Annotated in this window: 13 protein-coding genes; 9 read left to right on the plus strand and 4 right to left on the minus strand. The window is 57.0% G+C overall.

Features of this window, described 5'->3' with window-relative positions; genetic code table 11:
* Both IEX77_RS06885 and IEX77_RS06890 read right to left on the minus strand, forming a co-directional pair.
* On the minus strand, window positions 1–1,212 hold the full coding sequence (locus IEX77_RS06885) for an NADH:ubiquinone reductase (Na(+)-transporting) subunit B (RefSeq protein WP_188808279.1): 1,212 nt from the start codon (window positions 1,210–1,212) through the stop codon (window positions 1–3).
* A 33-nt stretch (window positions 1,213–1,245) separates the two neighbouring features.
* Window positions 1,246–2,598, minus strand: coding sequence for a Na(+)-translocating NADH-quinone reductase subunit A (locus tag IEX77_RS06890; protein ID WP_188808280.1), 1,353 nt, complete (start codon window positions 2,596–2,598; stop codon window positions 1,246–1,248).
* A 1,118-nt stretch (window positions 2,599–3,716) separates the two neighbouring features.
* On the opposite strand from IEX77_RS06890, the gene IEX77_RS06895 reads away from it, so the two are divergent.
* The 9 genes from IEX77_RS06895 to lipA all read left to right on the plus strand — a co-directional run bounded on the left by IEX77_RS06895 (window position 3,717) and on the right by lipA (window position 16,873).
* Window positions 3,717–4,613, plus strand: coding sequence for a leucine-rich repeat domain-containing protein (locus IEX77_RS06895; RefSeq protein WP_188808281.1), 897 nt, complete (start codon window positions 3,717–3,719; stop codon window positions 4,611–4,613).
* Between the two features lie 120 nt (window positions 4,614–4,733).
* Complete coding sequence (locus IEX77_RS06900) at window positions 4,734–5,711, plus strand: leucine-rich repeat domain-containing protein (protein ID WP_188808282.1); 978 nt, start codon at window positions 4,734–4,736, stop codon at window positions 5,709–5,711.
* Window positions 5,712–5,726: 15 nt separating this feature from the next.
* Window positions 5,727–7,109, plus strand: coding sequence for an alpha/beta hydrolase family protein (locus IEX77_RS06905; RefSeq protein ID WP_188808283.1), 1,383 nt, complete (start codon window positions 5,727–5,729; stop codon window positions 7,107–7,109).
* Between the two features lie 288 nt (window positions 7,110–7,397).
* Complete coding sequence (locus IEX77_RS06910; protein WP_188808284.1) at window positions 7,398–8,867, plus strand: potassium/proton antiporter; 1,470 nt, start codon at window positions 7,398–7,400, stop codon at window positions 8,865–8,867.
* Window position 8,868: 1 nt separating this feature from the next.
* Window positions 8,869–10,230: an MATE family efflux transporter gene (locus tag IEX77_RS06915; protein WP_188808285.1), complete on the plus strand. Its 1,362-nt coding sequence runs from the start codon at window positions 8,869–8,871 to the stop codon at window positions 10,228–10,230.
* 79 nt (window positions 10,231–10,309) lie between these two features.
* Window positions 10,310–11,725 (plus strand): precorrin-3B C(17)-methyltransferase, encoded by a 1,416-nt coding sequence (gene cobJ / locus IEX77_RS06920; protein WP_009433740.1) that lies wholly within the window; start codon window positions 10,310–10,312, stop codon window positions 11,723–11,725.
* Between the two features lie 610 nt (window positions 11,726–12,335).
* Window positions 12,336–13,532 carry an MFS transporter gene (locus IEX77_RS06925; protein ID WP_188808286.1) on the plus strand — a complete coding sequence of 399 codons (1,197 nt, stop codon included), beginning with the start codon at window positions 12,336–12,338 and terminating at the stop codon, window positions 13,530–13,532.
* Window positions 13,533–13,734: 202 nt separating this feature from the next.
* Complete coding sequence (locus IEX77_RS06930) at window positions 13,735–15,909, plus strand: S9 family peptidase (RefSeq protein ID WP_188808287.1); 2,175 nt, start codon at window positions 13,735–13,737, stop codon at window positions 15,907–15,909.
* A gap of 70 nt (window positions 15,910–15,979) precedes the next feature.
* Window positions 15,980–16,873: a lipoyl synthase gene (gene lipA / locus IEX77_RS06935; RefSeq protein ID WP_188808288.1), complete on the plus strand. Its 894-nt coding sequence runs from the start codon at window positions 15,980–15,982 to the stop codon at window positions 16,871–16,873.
* A gap of 95 nt (window positions 16,874–16,968) precedes the next feature.
* On the opposite strand, the gene IEX77_RS06940 is transcribed toward lipA, so the two are convergent.
* Complete coding sequence (locus IEX77_RS06940) at window positions 16,969–18,327, minus strand: alanine/glycine:cation symporter family protein (RefSeq protein WP_188808289.1); 1,359 nt, start codon at window positions 18,325–18,327, stop codon at window positions 16,969–16,971.
* A gap of 445 nt (window positions 18,328–18,772) precedes the next feature.
* Window positions 18,773–19,417 carry an NAD(P)H-binding protein gene (locus IEX77_RS06945; RefSeq protein ID WP_188808290.1) on the minus strand — a complete coding sequence of 215 codons (645 nt, stop codon included), beginning with the start codon at window positions 19,415–19,417 and terminating at the stop codon, window positions 18,773–18,775.
* Window positions 19,418–19,522: the final 105 nt, after the last annotated feature.

A 19,522-nucleotide genomic window follows, 5' to 3' on the forward strand; every position in this document is an offset into this window, starting at 1 on the left:
TTAGTTCTGAGCCTTAGCGGAGAGACGCTTGAGACGCTTCTGCGTATTGCGCTCTACCACGATGTAGTCGATGAGAGGTGCGAAGGTATTCATCAGGAGGATAGCGAGCATCATACCTTCAGCGTACCCAGCATTGAGCACACGGATGAAGACGACCATTACCCCGATGAGGAAACCATAGACCCACTTCCCAGCTTCGGTGCGTGCAGCGGTCACGGGGTCCGTAGCCATAAAGACGATACCGAAGGCGAAGCCACCATAGATGAGGTGGTGAAGTGCTGATACCTGCATAGCGGGCGTAGCACCGATGGCGTTGAAGACGGCAGCCATAGCGAAGACACCGACGACACCAGATACCATGATCTTGTAGCTGGCGATACCCGTATAGATGAGGATGCAAGCCCCGATGAGGATAGCGAGCGTGGAGACTTCACCTACCGAGCCAGGGAGGAAGCCGAGGAAGGCATCCCAGTCGGTGAGAGGACCACCGAGCGTATTGTGGATGTCGGGGAGCATACCCTTAGCAGCAGCGATCTGCCCGAGGGGCGTAGCACCAGAGAAGCCATCGACAGCCTTCTCAGCACCACCGAGCCCGAAGGTCGAGCCGAGGCGTACCCACACGCTGTCACCAGACATAGCGGCGGGGTAAGAGAAGAAGAGGAAGGCACGCGTGATCAGCGCTACGTTGAAGACGTTGTAGCCCGTACCACCGAAGACTTCCTTAGCGAAGACCACAGCGAAGGCAGTAGCTACAGCGATCATCCACAGTGGGGTCTCCACAGGGATAATCATCGGGATGAGAATCCCCGTGACGAGGAACCCTTCCTGAATCTCCTCATGCTTCATCTGGGCGATGATGAATTCAATACCCAGACCTACAGCGTAGGAGACGATGATCTGAGGCAGCACGGAGAGGAAGCCATAGAAGAAGGTGCTCCAGAAGGAAGCCTCTACACCTACAGCGATATTGTGCTGCAGCCCGACGTTGTACATCCCGAAGAGCAGCGCAGGCAGGAGAGCGAAGATGACTACGCTCATCGTGCGCTTGCTATCGATGGCATCGTGGACGTGAGCGCCACGACGCTTCGAGGTCGTATTGGGTACGAAGAGGAACGTCTCAAAGCCGTCGAAGACTGACTCCAGGGCCGAGAAGCGCCCCCCCTTCGTGAAGGCGGGCTTAATCTTATCGATTTGTTTTCTTAATGCGTTCAAGGTCGTTGTCCTTTTAATGAGTGAAACCTTCTATTAGTTCATTTCCTTGTACAGCTCATCCAGACCCTGACGTACGATCTGCTGGAGAGGTATCTTGGACGTGTCGACGAATTCGCAGACAGAGAAGTCTTCGGGAGCCACCTCATAGATACCGCGAGCCTCCATATCGTTGATGTTGAAGGCGATGATGCTCTTCAGGAGGAACTCAGGATAGATATCCATAGGGAAGACACGGTCGTACTCGCCACTCATGATCATAGCGCGGCGACCACCCTTGACACGGGCATCGAGCACATACTCCTTCTTAGGCATGAGCCAAGAGAAGTAAGAGCGGCTGTGGCTGTACTGGTTGAGACGAGGCATAGCCCAGCCAAAGACCTCGTGCACGTCGTCCCCCTCGGGGATGATCGTGATCTGGTCAATAGAGTAGCTCATGCGGTCGTGCTCTTCATCGACCTTGACACCGGAGAAGACATCCCCCTCGATGATGCGCTCATGCTCACCCTTCTTACCGAGACGGCCTGCGAGGGCTTCGGTGAAGCGGGCACCAGGCAGGACGGTCAGATAGCCCGTCTCCTTAGCTTCGGAGCCCGTGAGAGCGATGGTGCGGGAGAAGTCGACCTTACCGGTCTTGAGGAAGCGGCCGATCACAAGAAGATCGCTGGCCTTGAGCGTCCAGACGGTCTCTTCCTTGTTGATAGGCGCCGTGTGGTTGATCAGCGTACCGACCAGACCTGCGGGGTGTGGCCCGCGGACTTCGACGCGCTCGACACCCGTCACACCCGTCAGTTCGCCAGGAGCGACACCGAGGTAGACCTTACCCGTGGTAAGCTTGGTGAGAGCGGTGAGAGCCAGCTGTAGCTCGTCCTCGCGACCCTGAGCCAGATAGCCGAAGCGGGGAGCAAGGGGAGCGGTGAAGTTCGCCGTGACGAAGATGTCACGGGGCTCAGTCAGAGGATTAGCCAGACGGTCATAGGGACGCTGCTTGAAGAAGCTGAACATACCACTCTCCAGGAGGAGAGCAAGTACCTCAGAGCGCTGCATCTTTTCGACCCCAGCCGTGGCGAAGGACTTGTACTCCGTCGTCGCATCGGGGCGTACTTCGACGCTCAGGACCTTGCGCTTGGCACCGCGATTGACAGCGATGACTTCGCCACTGACAGGCGAGGTCAAGCACAGCTCAGGCGCACCCTTGTGGCACAGCAGAGCATCGCCTGCCAGCACCTTGTCGCCTGGGTGAACGATCACTTTAGGGACGAAGCCGATGTAATCATCGGGGACGACGGCATAGCTCTCCGTGCGCTGGGCTGCTGCGAGTTGCGTCTCAGCGGCCTTTCCCTTCAGATTCAGCGTGAGGCCCTTCTTTATCGTGATAATGTTCGGCATAACACGTGATTTGATGATTTGTTTAGTTAAATTATTTGGGTACAAAAGTACACATTCTTTGCCATACTCTACCTATAATAAGGGAGGCAGCGCCCCACCACATCCCCACAACAAGCGAAGAGAGTACACTTAATCTCCTATTCTCGGCATTCCTCCCAGCCTCGCGCGCGTACATTATTATAGGCACTCACCCACAGACCTCCTTTTCAAGAGAAGCTCTCCTGACGTCGGATACCCCCTCCTACAGCCCGCTACCCGCCCTCTTACCGAAGGGACTTCGCAAACCTCACCCGAGGTAGATAAATGAACCTATATTGGTCGGCGGGCTGACCTATATAGGTGCGTGGGTCGAGCTATATAGGATGACGAAGGAAGCTATATAGCTTTGGACTAATTCCTATATAGCTTTGTGAAGTGACCTATATTGGGTTGTTGCTCCGCATAGGGATAAAAGTTACGGACGAGTGGCAGATAAGTTTGGACTACGTACGTGGCTCTAATATCTACGTACGTGGATATTTGGATTTGCGTGCCTGGTCTTTAAGACTACGTGCATAGATAGAAGAATACCACTACGGGAAGGCGCTTTTTTCTTCACGAGAACGATGCTTTTTCCTCCGCTGGATAAGAGGAATACGCGCGATAAGGCGAAGGGCTTGTGTATCACTTCGAAGAGGTACATCGGGGAGCTGGGCGTGCGATGCCTTAGCAGAATAAGTAGGGGGCAGGACTTTCGGCAACAGGCTCCTATATGTTCACCCGCCGACCAATATAGGTTCGCTCATCCTACCTCCACGAGTCCGAAGCACACACCTCTACTCCAAAGCACGTCCCCAGCACCATAAGAGCGGGCGATAAAGTCGGTATTTTGCACTGCAAACCTACCTACAATTATGTATTTTTTCTCCGTGATTTCACCTCTCAGCGAAGCACAGCTCAGCGCAGATTATCACACAACGCACTATAATACAGATGATTTCCAGCTCACACCGACGATATGCGAGGCTACCTACCGCCCAAATTTAATCCTATGAAAGGGCATATATTTGCGGCGTTTTTCAGGGCAAAAGCCCCTGTCAACCTCCAATCATAATTCACCCATCCTAACCACTGACGTGATGAAATTTCAGAGATTAGCAGCCCTCACCTGCTTCGTAGCAGCAGGGATATTGATTAGCTCCTGCGACAAGGAGACCCCACGACAAGAGCAGAAGCCTGCTCAGCCCACGACACCCGTAGTACAACCCGAAGAGCCAGCAGCCCCAGGCGAGGCCCGCGTAGCTGTCGCTCAGCCAGGGGGCCTGGAGGCGGCTCTGAAGGGTCAAGATCTGGAGCAGCTCACTAAGCTCACCGTCCGCTCTGGCGCCCTAAACCAAGCCGACTTAGACTACGTGACCAAGAGCCTCAAGATCGAAGCGATCGACCTGAGCGCTGCCACCCTCCGTCTCGGAGACGAGGATAAGGGCTTCTACGGCAATAGCACACTCAAGAAAATTACCGCCCCTGCAGATATCGAGAAGACGCAGAAGGACTGGTTCTCCAATACCTTAGCCACAGAGATCATCTTCCCAGGCAATAAGCTCAAGAGCTTCGGTGGTGCCGTGTACAACGAGAAGCTCAAGAGCATCACCCTGCCCAACTCCGTAGAGGAGATCGGTGCAGCAGCCTTCGCCAATAGCAACTTCGAGAGCATCACACTCTCCACCAGCCTCAAGAGCATCCCCACCGAAGCCTTCAAGGGCTGCCGTCGTCTGACGAAGCTCACCATCCCCACGAGCGTAACGGAGATCAAGGACAACGTCTTCACGGGCTGCGCAAAGCTCAAGGAGATCACCTTCCTCTGCCCCGCTCCTACCTTCACCACCAACGACCTTGACGAAAACGCCTTTGAGGAATTCGACTACTCGATCGAGCCCACGTTCACCGTACCGAAGGGTACGAAGGACGCCTACCTCAAGGCCCTCAACTGGTCGCCCAAAAGCCGCGTAGCTAAGTACTTCGTCGAGGCTGAATAAGCAAGTATCCTCTATCAGCAAGCGCCCTTCTCACAGCCTGCATCCACACCCCCAAGCTAAGCGAGGGGATGAGGGAGCACTGTGAGAAGGGCGTACCTACCACCATACAACGACTCGGACATGAACTACAAGAAGCTCCTTCCCCTCTTCGCAATAGCCCTCCTCACCTCTGCGGCATTCACTGCCTGCAGCACCGACACCCCCAAGACGGAGAAGACGGACGGGAAGAAAGACCCACATACCGACGGCTCTACGGGAGCCACCACGAAGCCAGGCACGCCCGTGACGCCTACGCCTGCCGATCCCAAAGAGAATCTCCCTGCTCTACGCGAGGGCGAGGTCCGCATCGCCGTGCCACAGGCTGGCGGTCTGGAGGCAGCTCTCAAGGGGAAAGACCTCTCGAAGGTGCGCATCCTTCTCCTCACCTCGGGCGCTATCAACCAAGCCGACTGCGACTTCATCCGCTACCAAATGAAGGATCTCGAGGAGCTGGACATCAGCCGTGTAGCCTTCGGCATCGGTGATGATGAGTACGGGCTCAAGGACAACAAGAGCCTGAAGAAAATCATCGCTCCCGCGACGCTACGCCGCACAGCCGATGGATGGTTCAGCTACACCCGTGCCGAGGAGATCATCTTCCCTGGGGACAAGCTGCGCATCTTCGGTGGCGCTCTCTTCAACGAGCGAGCCAAGAAGATCACGCTCCCCGAGTCGGTAGAGGTCATCCTCGCCAATGCCTTCTGGAACAACAACAAGATGGAGTCCATCACCCTACCCAGCAAGATCAAGGTCATCCCCGCGCGTTGCTTCTACTTCTGCAAGAGCCTCAAGAGCATCGACATCCCCGCAGCTGTGACCGAGATCCAGGAAGATGCCTTCGCCGAATGTATACAGCTCGAGCGCATTACCTTCCTCGGTGAAGCTCCCGCCCTGCCGAAGGGTAAGAACGGCCAGACGCTGAGTCCCTTTGCCTCCGTCGTATGGGAAGCGAGCGGACAGCGTAAGTGCGTCATCCGCGTCCCCAAGGGGAAGACTGAGAGCTTCCTCGAGAAGTGGCAATGGTCCGCTGACAAGGCCAGCCGCTTCGAGGAATACTAAGCGACCACCCCGCCCATGCGCACAGCACACACCTCACCCCTCCGCCCCAAGCTCTCCACCCTCCTACTCCCCATCGTAGCCCTCGGACTACTATGGGGATGTAGCGGGGAGAAGTCGAAGAGCGAGCCGAACGATGGTACCCAGCGCGGGACGTCCACCACGACGAGTGACGCAGCTATCGTAGACTACCTGCGCCAGCAGATCGATGTCGCCACCCCACAAGAAGCCCCCGAGGCCTGCTACAAGGAATACAGCACAGCCGAGGGCTACGGAGCGATGCAGGAGCAGCTATGGGAGCTCTGGCGCAAGGCCAATGCCGACCGCCTCGCCACACAGCCGTGGTCACTGAACTCCCCCAACGCTCTCGTCTGGAAGATCCCCCAAGGTGAAGAGATGCAGCTCCGCCTCTTCGCTAAGGGAGCTAAGGGAGCTAAGCCGGCCAGTGGCTATCCGCTCTTCATCAACCTCCATGGTGGCGGGCGCTACCCCGCAGAGCCTGGGCCATGGACTTCGGAGATCAACGAGCAGGAGTGGTACACCCTCATGTCCTTCACTGATCGCTATGCCAATAGCCCCGCCCTCTACTTCGTCCCCCGCATGGCGGACGACCGCAAGGGCAGATGGCACTACGCACCACAGCGCACTGCCTTCCGCCGTGCCTACCAGCTCGCCGTACTCCGAGGCGATGCAGACCCCGACCGAGTCTACCTCACGGGCATATCGGAGGGGGGCTACGGCTCCTTCCGCCTCGGACTCTTCATGCCCGACTACTTCGCAGCTGTCGGCCCTCTGGCTGCAGCTATCGAGAGTCTCGAGCTCGCAGAGAACCTGCGCAACGTAGCCTTCCGCTTCGACGTCGGGGAGCGCGACTATGAATACGACCGCATCCTCAACGCGATGGACTGGCGCGATAAGCTCAGCGAACTCGCCAAGGCCAATACAGAAGACTTCGTCCACGAGGCAAATATCATCGCTGGTCACGGGCACACCATCCCCTATCTGACGATGCCTCCATGGCTCTCGGAGCACAAGCGACGCGTGTACCCCAAGCACCTAAGCTACACCTACTACAATATCGACGACGGATTCTCCGACGGGGTCTATTACCTCGGCTTCGGCGGGATCAAGCACAGCAGCGACGCCCGTCTGCATCTCGATGTACGGCATGAGGGCAATAGCTTCGACGTGGAGACCAAGCTCCTGCGTGGTACAGCCCAAGGCACGCTGACCCTATATGTCGATCATGTGGACTTCACTAAGCCCATCGTCGTCAAGCACAATGGGCGGGTCATCTTCTCGGAGGTGCTACGCCCCAACAAGGGGGTGATGGCCGAGGCTATCGCACGCTTCGGTGATCCCAAGCGCATCTTCCCCGCCAAGGTCATGATACCGCTCTAAGGTCGATCAGTCAAGCAGTCCACGGAGCAAGCTACCGACAAGAGAGCCCCCCGACAGCGTCCTACGGATGCCATCGGGGGGCTCTTCTTTGCTTCATACACGATGAGGACGGCAGTAGAGGCGCTGAGATCGGGGCTTTTATCAGTTACCAAGGCTCGGGCGAGGGCTGATGTACAGCGACTTCTATGCAGGGAGCACGGCCAAAGACTGCCGAGATTTCTGTATCTTTGTTTAGGCCGATGGCCCACAGCTCTACTCACTCCCGCCCTCTCACAACTATATATGCCTATGGATCATGCTCTCGTAGCCTTCGAACCATATATCCTCGTAGGATCTTTCCTGATGCTCGCCGGTATCATCGCCGGTAAGGTGGGCACGCGCTTTGGGGTGCCTGCCCTGCTCCTCTTCCTCATCACAGGGATGCTCTTCGGCAGTGCGGGCCTCGGGATCCAATACAACGACACGAACAAGACGCAGTTCGTCGGGATGATCGCCCTGACGGTCATCCTCTTCTTCGGGGGCTTCGAGACGAAGCTCAAGGAGATGCGCACCGTCCTCGGCCCGGGGATCATGCTCTCTACGGTAGGTGTCATCTTGACGACGCTCTGTCTCGGGGGCTTCTTCTATGGCATGGACCTCATAGGCTGGGCGCCCGTACACTTCACCTTCCCCATCGCCCTTCTGCTGGCAGCGACGATGTCAAGTACCGACTCCGCCTCGGTCTTCGCCCTCCTGCGCTCGAAGAATATGCACCTCAAGGAAGGCCTGCGCCCCATCCTCGAGCTCGAGAGTGGTAGTAATGACCCGATGGCCTACATGCTCACCATCGCCCTCATCCAGTTCATCACAGGGGGCACGGACGGCTCATGGACAAGCATCCTCGTGACCTTCGTACTGCAGTTCTCCGTCGGTGGTCTGATGGGGTATCTCTCTGGCTACATCACTCCCCTCCTGATTAATAAGGCCAACATCGGCAACGGAGCACTCTACCCCATCCTCCTCCTGTGCTTCGTCTTCCTCACCTTCTCCGCTACCTCGCTCCTGCATGGCAATGGCTACCTCGCCGTCTATATCATGGGCGTACTCGTGGGGAATAAGAAGCTCGTACACAAGAAGAGTATCGAGACCTTCGTCGATGGGCTGACGTGGCTCCTACAGATCTCGCTCTTCATCATCCTCGGGCTCTTCGTCGATGCTAAAAGCCTGCTCCCCATCACAGGCTTTGCCGTGCTGGCGGGTCTCTTTATGATCTTCGTGGCACGTCCGCTGGCGGTACAGCTCAGCCTCATCTTCTTCCCACGCATCAGCATGCGCGGGCGCTGCTTCCTCTCGTGGGTGGGCCTGCGTGGCGCCGTGCCGATCATCTTCGCCACCTACCCGATGATGAGTCAGGTCGAGGGCGCTGAGACGCTCTTCAACATCGTCTACGTCATCACCCTCCTCTCGCTGCTCATCCAGGGGAGCACCCTGCCTGCCGTGGCGCGCTTCCTCGGTCTCGACGAAGAGGTCAAGGTCAAGGTCAGCCACTTCGGCGTCGAGATCCCTCAATACACGGGGGCAAAGATGGTCGAGCGTACCGTCACGGGCAAGATGCTCCGTGAGGGCAATAAGCTTATGGAGCTGGACCTCAAGGAGGAAGAGCTCGTGATCCTCGTGCGCCGTGGTGAGAACTATATGGTCCCCAAGGGCAAGCTCGAGCTCGAAGTCGGTGACATCCTTCTGATTGTCTTCGAGCAAAATACCGAACAGAGCGCCTAAAGTGAAGTCCTCCGACATCCTGCGCCGTATCTGGGGCCTCGCGCTGCCCAACATCCTCTCCAACGTCACCGTACCGCTCCTCATGCTCGCCGACACGGCGATGGCGGGGCGTATGGCCACAGCCGACAGCATCGCAGCGGTAGCCATCGGCGCCGCTATCACCCAGTTCGTCATCGGCATCTGGAGCCTACTACGTATGGGCACGACGGGCTTTACAGCTCAGGCGTGGGGCGCATGTGACGTGCGCGCCCTCCTACGTCAGCTCACCTCAGGCTCGATCATCGCGCTCGTCGTTGGCCTGCTCCTCATCCTCCTGCGCCCGCTCTATGTCGCTCCCGCAGCCGAACTCCTACAGGCAGGTGCCGACATGCACCTACCCGAGGCGCAGACCTACCTCCATTACTCCTTCCTCGGCGCACCTGCCGCCCTCTTGCTCTACGTGTATAATGGCTGGCTCATCGGCGTACAGCGGATGAAGCTCGTCATGAGCGTGAGCATCGCCTGCAACCTGCTGAACATCCTCTTCAGCTACCTCCTTGCCTTCCCCGCAGGGATGGGTGTCGGGGGCTTGGCACTGGGCACGGTGCTCGCGCAGTACACGGCCGTCCTACTCCTCGCGCTCGGCGGCCTGCGCTACGAAGGGCGCATCCTCCGCCACCTCTCCAGGGAGTACCTCTGGCACCCCGAGACGCTCGTTCGCTACTTCCATGTCGGGAAGTACCTCCTCATCCGCACGCTTCTCTTGCAGGCGGTGATGCTCTCCTTCATCCGCTATGGGGGAGCTATCGGCGTGACGAGGCTAGCTGCCAACAGCCTGCTGATGCAGCTCTTCACGCTCTTCTCCTACTTTATGGATGGGCTGGCCTATGCCGCCGAAGCCCTCGTAGGCGAAGCTATTGGCGGGCGTAAGTTCGGACACCTACGACTGATCATCCGCATCACACTGCAGGTAGGCTTCGTCGTCGCCCTCATCACGAGTATCCTCTACGCCCTCTTCCCCCGCCCCCTCCTCGAGCTCCTCACCGACAAGCAAGAGGTACTTAAGCTCGCTCTCAGCGATAGCTTCCTGATGGCCGCCGTGCCGATATTCTCCTACCTGGCCTTCCTCTGGGACGGCATCTTAGTCGGTGCGACGGACAGCAAGAGCATGAGCATCGGGGTAGCTGGTGGCGCGATGTCGTACTTCATCGTTGCGGAGAGCATCGCCACTATAGGTAGTGGCACCATGCTCTGGTTCGCCTTCCTCAACTACCTCCTCGTCCGCAGCTTCATCGAGTACTACCTCGGCATGCGTCGCATCCGAGCGCTCAGCCAAGAAGTGCATGATACTCGCCATTCCTCCTATACTTATAGGCTGAAATAGACTATCTTTGTGATAGAAATCCAAAACTATTCAACTGCAGGTATCTTACCTCTCCACTATTCAAGTACCCCTATTTTAGATGAAAAAGAATAAGATCATCGTCGCCGGCATCGGCCCTGGTAGCCCCGAGGATATCACCCCGGCCGTACTCCAAGCCGTGCAGGCCTCTGATGTGATCGTCGGATACAAGTATTACTTCCGCTTTATCAAGGACTATGTCCGCCCCGATGCCCTGTGTATCGACAGCGGGATGAAGGCTGAGCGTCAGCGCGCCGAGGAGGCCTTCCGCTACGCCCTCGAGGGCAAGACCGTCTGCGTCATCTCCTCAGGCGATGCAGGCATCTACGGCATGTCGCCCCTGATCTATGAGATGATGCGCGAGAAGGGCATCACGGATCAAGTCGAGGTAGAGGTACTCCCTGGCATCAGCGCCTTCCAGAAGGCCGCCGCTCTGCTCGGCTGCCCCATCGGCCATGACCTGTGTATCATCTCGCTCTCCGACCTGATGACGCCTTGGCTTCGTATCGAGAAGCGCATCGAGGCTGCCGCAGCAGGCGACTTCATCACCGCCATCTACAACCCCAAGAGCCAAGGTCGCTACTGGCAGATCTACCGCCTGCTGGAGATCTTCGCCCAGCACCGCAGTCCCGACACGCCCATCGGCTACGTCCGCCAGGCAGGTCGTGAAGAGCAGGTCGTCAAGCTCACCACGCTCGCAGAGTTTGATCCCGAGGAGCTCGATATGTTCACCGTCGTGATCATCGGCAATACGCAGAGCTACAACTTCGAAGGGCACTTCATCACTCCTCGTGGCTACTATGACGAAGGTACACTCGACAAGGATGCGAAGATCGGTCAGGCGATCATGATCGAGAGCTTCCGCACGATCAATAGCGAGCTGGCGAACCCCAACATCCCCCTCGACCACAAGTGGGCGCTCATCCACTCGATCCACACCACGGCGGACTTCGAGATGGAGAAGATCCTCTACTCCGACCCTGGTGCGGTATCCAGCATCTATCAGGCGATGCTCGACGGGAAGTTCGACACCATCATCACCGACGTCACCATGGTGGCTTCGGGTATCCGCAAGGGCATGCTGGAGCGTCTTGGCCTGCAGGTCAAGTGCTACCTCAACGATCCTCGCACGAAGGAGCTTGCCGACCTGAAGGGTATCACGCGCTCGCAGGCAGGTATTCGTCTCGCCGTCGAGGAGCATCCCAATGCGCTCTTCGCCGTGGGTAATGCCCCCACCGCTATCATCGAGCTCTGCGACCTCATCCGTCGTGGCAAGGCCCAGCCTACGGGTATGGTCGTCGCGCCCGTCGGCTTCGTGCAGGTACGCGAGTCGAAGTATATGGCGAAGGTCTTCAAGGACATCCCCAAGATCATCGTCGAAGGCCGTAAGGGCGGTAGCAACCTCGCTGCCACGCTGGTCAACTCCATCCTCACGCTGGACGACGCCGAGGCCTTGCGCCCTGGCCGTGACGTCTAAGTCGTCCCGCACAATCCCCATACACGTATGCGGCTGCACCGAGCGCTCGGTGCAGCCGCATGCTTTATATCCGTATTGCTTTGCCTCCCATCCAATACGAAGACAAGCGCTCCCCTTCACGAGAAATAGTTCGCGCCTCATAGTACTTTTCCTCCGTCCACGTACGTAGATTTATCATCCATGCACGTCGTCCCTAATATCCACGCACGTAGATTTTAAGACCACGCACATAGCCGAAGGTTTCCCCATACTCCTCCGCGCCTTTTCCTGTACAGCCTCACACCTTTTCCCGCGCCCCCTCACAACCTCTCCCCTATCAAAGTACAGCACGCACGAGTACCTCAAGTGCTTGCACTTATGCTTTGGGATCACTTCCCTCCCAGTGATCCGACCAAGGGGAAATGCCACCGCAAGCAGCCTCAAGACATACGAATATATAGCCGTTAGCCCGTAAGTTTATTCTAATAAAGCATCCTGAAAACACCACAAATCTCAGGAATACAGATCAAGTTTTAAAATATTTTTAGTTATATTTGCGGTAGCTACAAGTCAAACTACTGCTTTTTATTTGTGTGACTTGACAACACGAAAGCCAAAATATCCCCCTCATATGAAAGAAAATAAGTTCATCGTACCGATGGTATTTCTTGCCTTCATGTTCTTTACATGTGGGTTTGCCTTAGGGATCAACTCCCTACTCGTACCCGTATTGAAGGTATCGCTAAGCGTCTCGTCAATGGAAGCCTATATGCTCATCGGGGCGACGTTCTTACCCTTCCTGATCTTTGGTTATCCAGCAGGACTGCTGATTAGTAAGATCGGCTATAAGCGCACGATGGCATCAGCTTTCGCTATGTTTGCGATAGCCTTCGGCGTATTCATCTTGTCGGCAGAAGCCAAGAGCTTCGTAATATTCCTATTAGCCTCCTTTATTTGCGGGGCGGCTAACACGTTCTTACAGGCTGCGATAAATCCTTATGTCACCATCCTGGGGCCTACAGAGAGTGCGGCAAAGCGAATCTCAATCATGGGGATGATCAACAAGTTAGCTTGGCCTGTCTCACCATTATTTATCGCTCTCTTTGCCAGCAATGGCGGCAGTGTCGGTCTGGAAGACCTCAGCAAACCCTTCCTTGTGATCATCGGCCTCTTCGTGATCTTAGGTATCGTCGCACTCATTTCGCCACTGCCCGAAGTGAAGGCTGCTGGAGAAGACAATGACGCTGCTGACTCAGAAGTATCGAGCTATGCCAATAGTAAGAGCTCGGTCTTCCAATTCCCTCATCTTGTACTCGGAGCGATCGCCATATTCTTCTACGTAGGCTCGGAGACCATCGTCTTGGGGACACTCATAGACTATGCACAGGAATTAAGTCTTACTCATCCAGAGTCTTACTCATGGATTACTCCTATTAGCATTAGCATCGGGTATATACTGGGTATTATCCTGATCCCCAAGTACCTCTCGCAAACCAAAGCCCTGCAGATATGCTCTTTCGTGGCACTGCTTGGGACTACTCTCGTAGTCGTGCTGCCCGGGATTTATAGCATCTACTCTGTGGGTATCATGGCATTAGGCTGCTCACTGATGTGGCCTGCGTTTTGGCCTTTGGCACTTATGGATCTGGGTAAGTACACCAAGCAGGGCTCATCACTATTGACGATGGGGCTTATCGGGGGTGCTGTCATCACCGTCCTATTCGGCCTTATCAAGGATATCTCAGATATCCGATATGCGTATAGCATCTGCTTCATCAGCTTCATCTATATTCTCTTCTACGCCTTTAAGGGGCATAAGCTGAGATAGCGACCAGCCTTCCCTCATCCGCGAAATCTCTATAAGACACCCTCTACATACTCAAGCAGCTGCACCGAGCACTCGGTGCAGCTGCATACGTATATCAGTATAGCTATGCCTTCCACTCCCCTCGAAGCGGATACAATAGTCCCTCGTTTGCCACCCTTGCTTTTTGTATCTTTGTCGAAAAGCAAACTAATACATACGAGTTATGCGGACACTACTATCACTCACACTGCTGCTCCTTGGCTTAGGTGCAAGTACCGAGGCCCTGGCACAGCACCCCACCAAGGACCTCCAAGTCGAGGACGTCACCTCGGGTAAGTTCTACGCCTACACCGCAGGGCGCGGTATGCGCTCCACCAGCGACGGGAAGTACTACACGATGATGGACGACGGACACACCGCCGTCCTGCGCTATAGCTTCCAGACGGGCGAACTCGTCGACACACTCTTCAGCGTCAACAAGGCACGCGAATGCGAATTCAAGAAATTCGACGACTACATCCTTGAGCCCAAGGGGCATCACATCCTCCTCATCACCGACCAAGAAGCCATCTACCGCCGCTCCAGCAAGGGTAATGTCTTCCACTACGACGTACGCCGCAACCGCGTCGAGCCACTGAGCACGACCACCGGCAAGGTCATGATCCCCACTTTCAGCCCCGACGGCCGTATGGTAGCCTTCGTGCGCGAGGGGAATATCTTCATCAAGAAGTTTGAGTTCGACACCGAGGTCCAGGTGACGAGCGATGCCGTGCACAACAAGGTCATGAACGGTATCACCGACTGGGTCTACGAAGAAGAGCTGGAGACCACGCAGCTGATGACCTGGAGCGAAGACAATAACTACCTGGCCTTCGTCCGCACCGATGAGAGTGAAGTCGACGAGTACAGCATGCCTATCTACGGCACGGGGCAGTACCCTGGCGCCTATACCTATAAGTACCCTAAGGCCGGTACGCCTAACTCGAAGGTCTCCGTACACATCTATAATGTCACAGACCGCGCGAAGAAGCCCATTGACTTCAAGAGCGCACCCTACTACATCCCCCGCATCGAGTTCATCGGCCGTGATGGCAACCTCGCCGTCTTCTCGCTGAACCGCCAGCAGAACCACCTCACGCTCTACTACGTCAACAACAAGACGCTCCTACCGAAGGTCATCTTCGAGGAGCGCAACAAGGCCTATGTAGATAGCCGCAACCTCCCGAAGTGTAAGTTCGTACCCTCGGGCTTCGCCTACCTCGGCGAGCAGGACGGCTACCGCCATATCTACCTCTACTCCGACAAGGGGGCTTTGATCCGCAAGATCACCACGGGCAGCTATGACGACACTGACTTCTACGGCATGGACGCTCAGGGCAATGCCTACTATCAGGCTGCCGATGAGTCGCCCCTGCGCCGCTCGATCTACAAGGTAGATCCCAAGGGTCGCAAGACCGCTCTTCACCCTGGAGCAGGTGCCAATAGCGCTATCTTCAGCGATGACTTCTCCCACTACATCAGCATCTTCAGCAACTCTACCACGCCGACGACTACAGCCGTCTATGCCACGGGGAGCCTGCGTCCCCTACGCGTGCTGAAGGACAACAAGGAGATCACAGAGCGCCTCAAGGACTACCGCCTGCGCCGTGAGGAATTCATCAAGATCCCCAACGGCCGTGGCCAAGAGCTGAATGCTTGGATCCTCAAGCCCTACGACTTCGACCCCAACAAGAAGTACCCCGTGCTGATGACTCAGTACAGCGGGCCCGACTCACAGCAGGTACTCGATGCCTTCGGTCTCGGCTGGGAGCAGATACTCCCCGGTAAGGGCTACATCGTCGTCTGCGTCGACCCACGCGGTACGGGCGCTCGCGGTGAGGAGTGGCGTAAGTGCACCTACCTCAACCTCGGTGTGAAGGAGATCGAAGACCAGATCGCTGCAGCGAAGTGGCTCGGCAAGCAGTCCTACGTCGACGCCGACCGCATCGGCCTCTACGGCTGGAGCTTCGGTGGCTACATGACGCTGATGGGCCTGTGCCACGGCGAGGGCGTCTTCAAGACTGGTGTCGCTGTCGCCCCCGTCGCTGACTGGAGCTACTACGACACGATCTACACGGAGCGCTTCATGCGTACCCCACAGGAGAACCCCACGGGCTACAAGTCTTCCTCCGCCCTCGAGGTAGCGAAGAAGCTCAAGGGTAAGCTCCTCCTCATCCATGGTAGCGCCGATGACAACGTGCATGTGCAGAACGCTATGAACTTCACCGACCTCTTGGTCGCCGAAGGCATCCCCTTCGACATGGCGATCTACAAGGACCGCAACCACGGCATCCACGGAGGTAATGCCCGCAACCACCTCTACAAGCGTATCATTACCTTCCTCGAGCAGAACCTTTAGCCTCGGCTATTTTATTCCCCACACCCTTAGGCTGAAGGCATCGCCCCTCAGCCTAAGGGCTATCACTTATATGATGCAAGAAGAACCTATCACCCAGAAGAAGACCGGCAACGTCGTACGCGTCCGCAAGCCCGAGTGGCTGAAGATCCGCCTCGGCGACAACTCGACCTTCACCGACACGAAGCATACGATCGAGCACCACGGGCTCAATACCATCTGCCATAGCGGCCGATGCCCCAACCAAGGGGAGTGCTGGAGTGCAGGCACGGCGACCTTCATGATCGGAGGCGCTATCTGTACGCGTGCCTGCCGCTTCTGTAACACCCTCTCGGGGAAAGCCCCCGCACCACTCGATCCCCTCGAGCCGATGAAGGTGGCACAGAGCATCAAGAAGATGGGCCTGAAGCACGCCGTCATCACCAGCGTCGACCGCGACGACCTCGAGGACTACGGCGCAGGTCACTGGGTACGTACCATCGAAGCCATCCGCCGCACGACGCCTGAGGTCACTATCGAGGTCCTCATCCCCGACTTCAACGGCCGTCTGGACTACGTCGACCAGATCATCGCTTGTCAGCCCAAGATCATCTCGCACAACCTCGAGACCGTCCGCCGTCTCACGCCCTCGGTGCGCCACATAGCTACCTACGACCAGAGCCTCTCGGTGCTGGAGCGTATCGCCCAGAGCGGTATCCCCGCTAAGACGGGTATCATGCTCGGTCTCGGCGAGACGGAGGAGGAAGTCCTTGAGCTCATCGACGATGCCCACGCTGTCGGCGTGTCTATCATGACCATCGGGCAGTACCTGCAGCCTACGCGTCGCCACCTGCCCGTCGTGGAGTACATCCACCCGAAGCAGTTCGCTCGTCTGCGTGCCCTCGGGCTGGAGAAGGGCCTGCGCCACATCGAGAGCGGCCCCCTCGTGCGCTCCTCCTACCACGCCGAGCGCCACGTCCTCGACTAACGTGCCGTCCTATACAAATCAGTTCGCCCCCACAGCTCGATGGAGCTGTGGGGGCGAAGTAATTTAAACCCACGGGGAAGGAGCGAGGAGGCAGCTTAGATATTCTCCGTCTTACGACGAGCGAGGAAGCGCTTGTAGAGCTTCTTGACCTGCGGTGCGAGGATGACGATGGCGATGACGTTCGGGATGACCATCAGCCCATTGAAGGTATCAGCCAGCTCCCAGATGAGGTTCGCATGGAAGATCGTCGCCGAGAAGACGCAGGCGATGACGATGACGCGGAAGACGTAGACCGCCTTGGACTTGAAGAGGTAGCGTATATTCATCTCCCCGAAGACATACCAGCCGATGATGGTGGTAAAGGCAAAGACGAGGAGGCTGATAGCGAGGAAGGCAACGCCTGCCTGCCCGAAGGTCTCCTCGAAGGCACGCTGTGTGATCTGCACTGAGATCAGCCCAGGCTCAGCATAAGCCCCCGTCAAGAGGATGATGAGTGCCGTAGCGGTGCAGATGAGGAGGTCAACGAAGACACCCGACATCGCTACGAAGCCCTGGATGGATGGATCCTTGACATGAGCCAGTGCATGGGCGTGTGGGGTCGAGCCCATACCAGCTTCGTTGGAGAAGAGCCCGCGGGAGACCCCATAGCGGATGGCGTACTTCATCACGCTACCCGCTGCACCGCCAGCGGCCGCCTTCGTGGAGAAGGCATCACCGAAGATGGACTCGAAGACGGGGAGGATCTGCTCGGAGTACATGAAGAGGATGATGATCGCCCCGACGATATAGGCCAGTGCCATGAAGGGCACCACCAGCTCGGCGATGGTCGTGACGCGCTTCTGCCCGCCGACGATGACGACAGCGACAAGCACTGCGATGAGGATACCGCTGACCCAGCCCTTCATACCGAAGGCGCTAGCCAGGCCGATGGAGATGGAGTTCGCCTGCACCATACAGCCGATGAAGCCGAGGGCGACGATGACCATGACGGAGAAGATGATGGCGAGCACTCGGCTCTTCAGACCGCGACTGATGTAGTAGGCAGGTCCCCCGACGACTTGGCCATCGCGTATCTCGCGATACTTCTGGGAGAGGACGGCTTCGGAGAAGATCGTGCTCATCCCGAGCACTGCGGAGATCCACATCCAGAAGACGGCACCCGTACCTCCCATAGCGATGGCGGTGGCTACGCCAGCGATATTGCCCGTACCGACTTGGGCGGCGACGGCAGTGGCGAGCGCTTGGAAGGAGTTCGTCTGGTCGCAGGCATCCTCTACCTTCTCTTTCTTCTTGAAGATCGAGCCGAAGCTATACTTCATTGCCAGACCGAAGTGCCGTATCTGGGGCACGCCGAGGTAGATGGTGTAGAAGATGCCGACGCCGAGGAGGACGTACATGAGGAAGTTGTTCCATAGGATTTCATTGAATCCCTTTACGATCTGAAGTAGGTCCATCGTAGTAGTTCGTGTTAGTGTTAGTAGTAGTGTGGGGGGAGCCGCTCATTGAGAGGCAGACGGGCCTTTCAGACGCATAGGAGAGGTGGGGACCCGCTGGGCGTGTCCTGTAGAGCGTGGGGGGAAGGGTGGGCGGAGAGGAGGTGCTTGTCCATCCTATGCGTCTGAGTGGGTGTGTGGCGCTCCTCGCTAAGAGCCCCCCGAGAGGGCAGCTTGCGGAGAGCATATCTTGTTGTCTCTGTGACAAAAATAGCGAGACTTCCTTAAAACACAAGCAGAGTGATTTAATAATTTTATTAAAGAAGTGCCATTACCCACCGCATTCCTAAGAACAAACACCAAAAGCGAGCAGGGCGAGGGAGTAGTCCCTCGCCCTGCTCGCTCTCCTAAGTGCGGTCACTAAGCTCGGCAGACAGCGCTCACCAAGCCGCCCGATACCCCGCCCTTAGAGGTCTAAGATCGCCCTTTCGGCAAGTACATATTCACCGGCATCACGCAGCGTCGCCTCACCACGGATCATCTGACGAGCGAGTGTCTCGACGGCTATCGGCGCCTGACGCTTCAGGAGGCCGATGCGATTCAGCGCACGAAGGATGGCCATGCTGATGCGCTCATTGCCTCGTGCCTTCACCCCGCGATCGATCATCCCAGGGCGGAAGAAGAGCGTCCGCTCAAAGCTGAGAGCACGCACGCCCTCCTCAGCTTCGCCCTTGAGACGCATATAGAAGAGGCTGGACTTAGCATTTGCCCCAGCTGCCGAAAGCAGGACGAAGGTCCCCACCCCACTACGGCGAGCCATCTCGGCGAACTGCAGTTGGTAGTCCACGTCCACACGATGCTGGGCGGCCTTGCTCCCAGCTGCCCGCAGCGTCGTTCCGAGGCAGGAGAAGGCGACATCTGCTGCGGGGCCCGTCTGCCAGTCCTCGGCCCGCTCCATATCTACCACGTGGACGTGGAGCTTGGTGTGCTGGAGCGGAAGAGGCCGACGCACGAAGACATGCACCTCGCTGTATTCGTCATTCCCGAGGAGCTGCTCCACCAGAGCCGTCCCCGTAGCGCCTGTAGCGCCCAATACCCATGCTTTCTTCATCGGTCTACATATATATAAAGGATGATGCTGTACTCCACTAAGACCTCCGCCCCCGCCGAGGAGCGGAGATACCTCGCAGAGTACTACAACGTTATAAGTACAGAA

The sequence above is a fragment of the Porphyromonas pasteri genome, assembly GCF_014647755.1.
GTDB lineage: Bacteria > Bacteroidota > Bacteroidia > Bacteroidales > Porphyromonadaceae > Porphyromonas > Porphyromonas pasteri.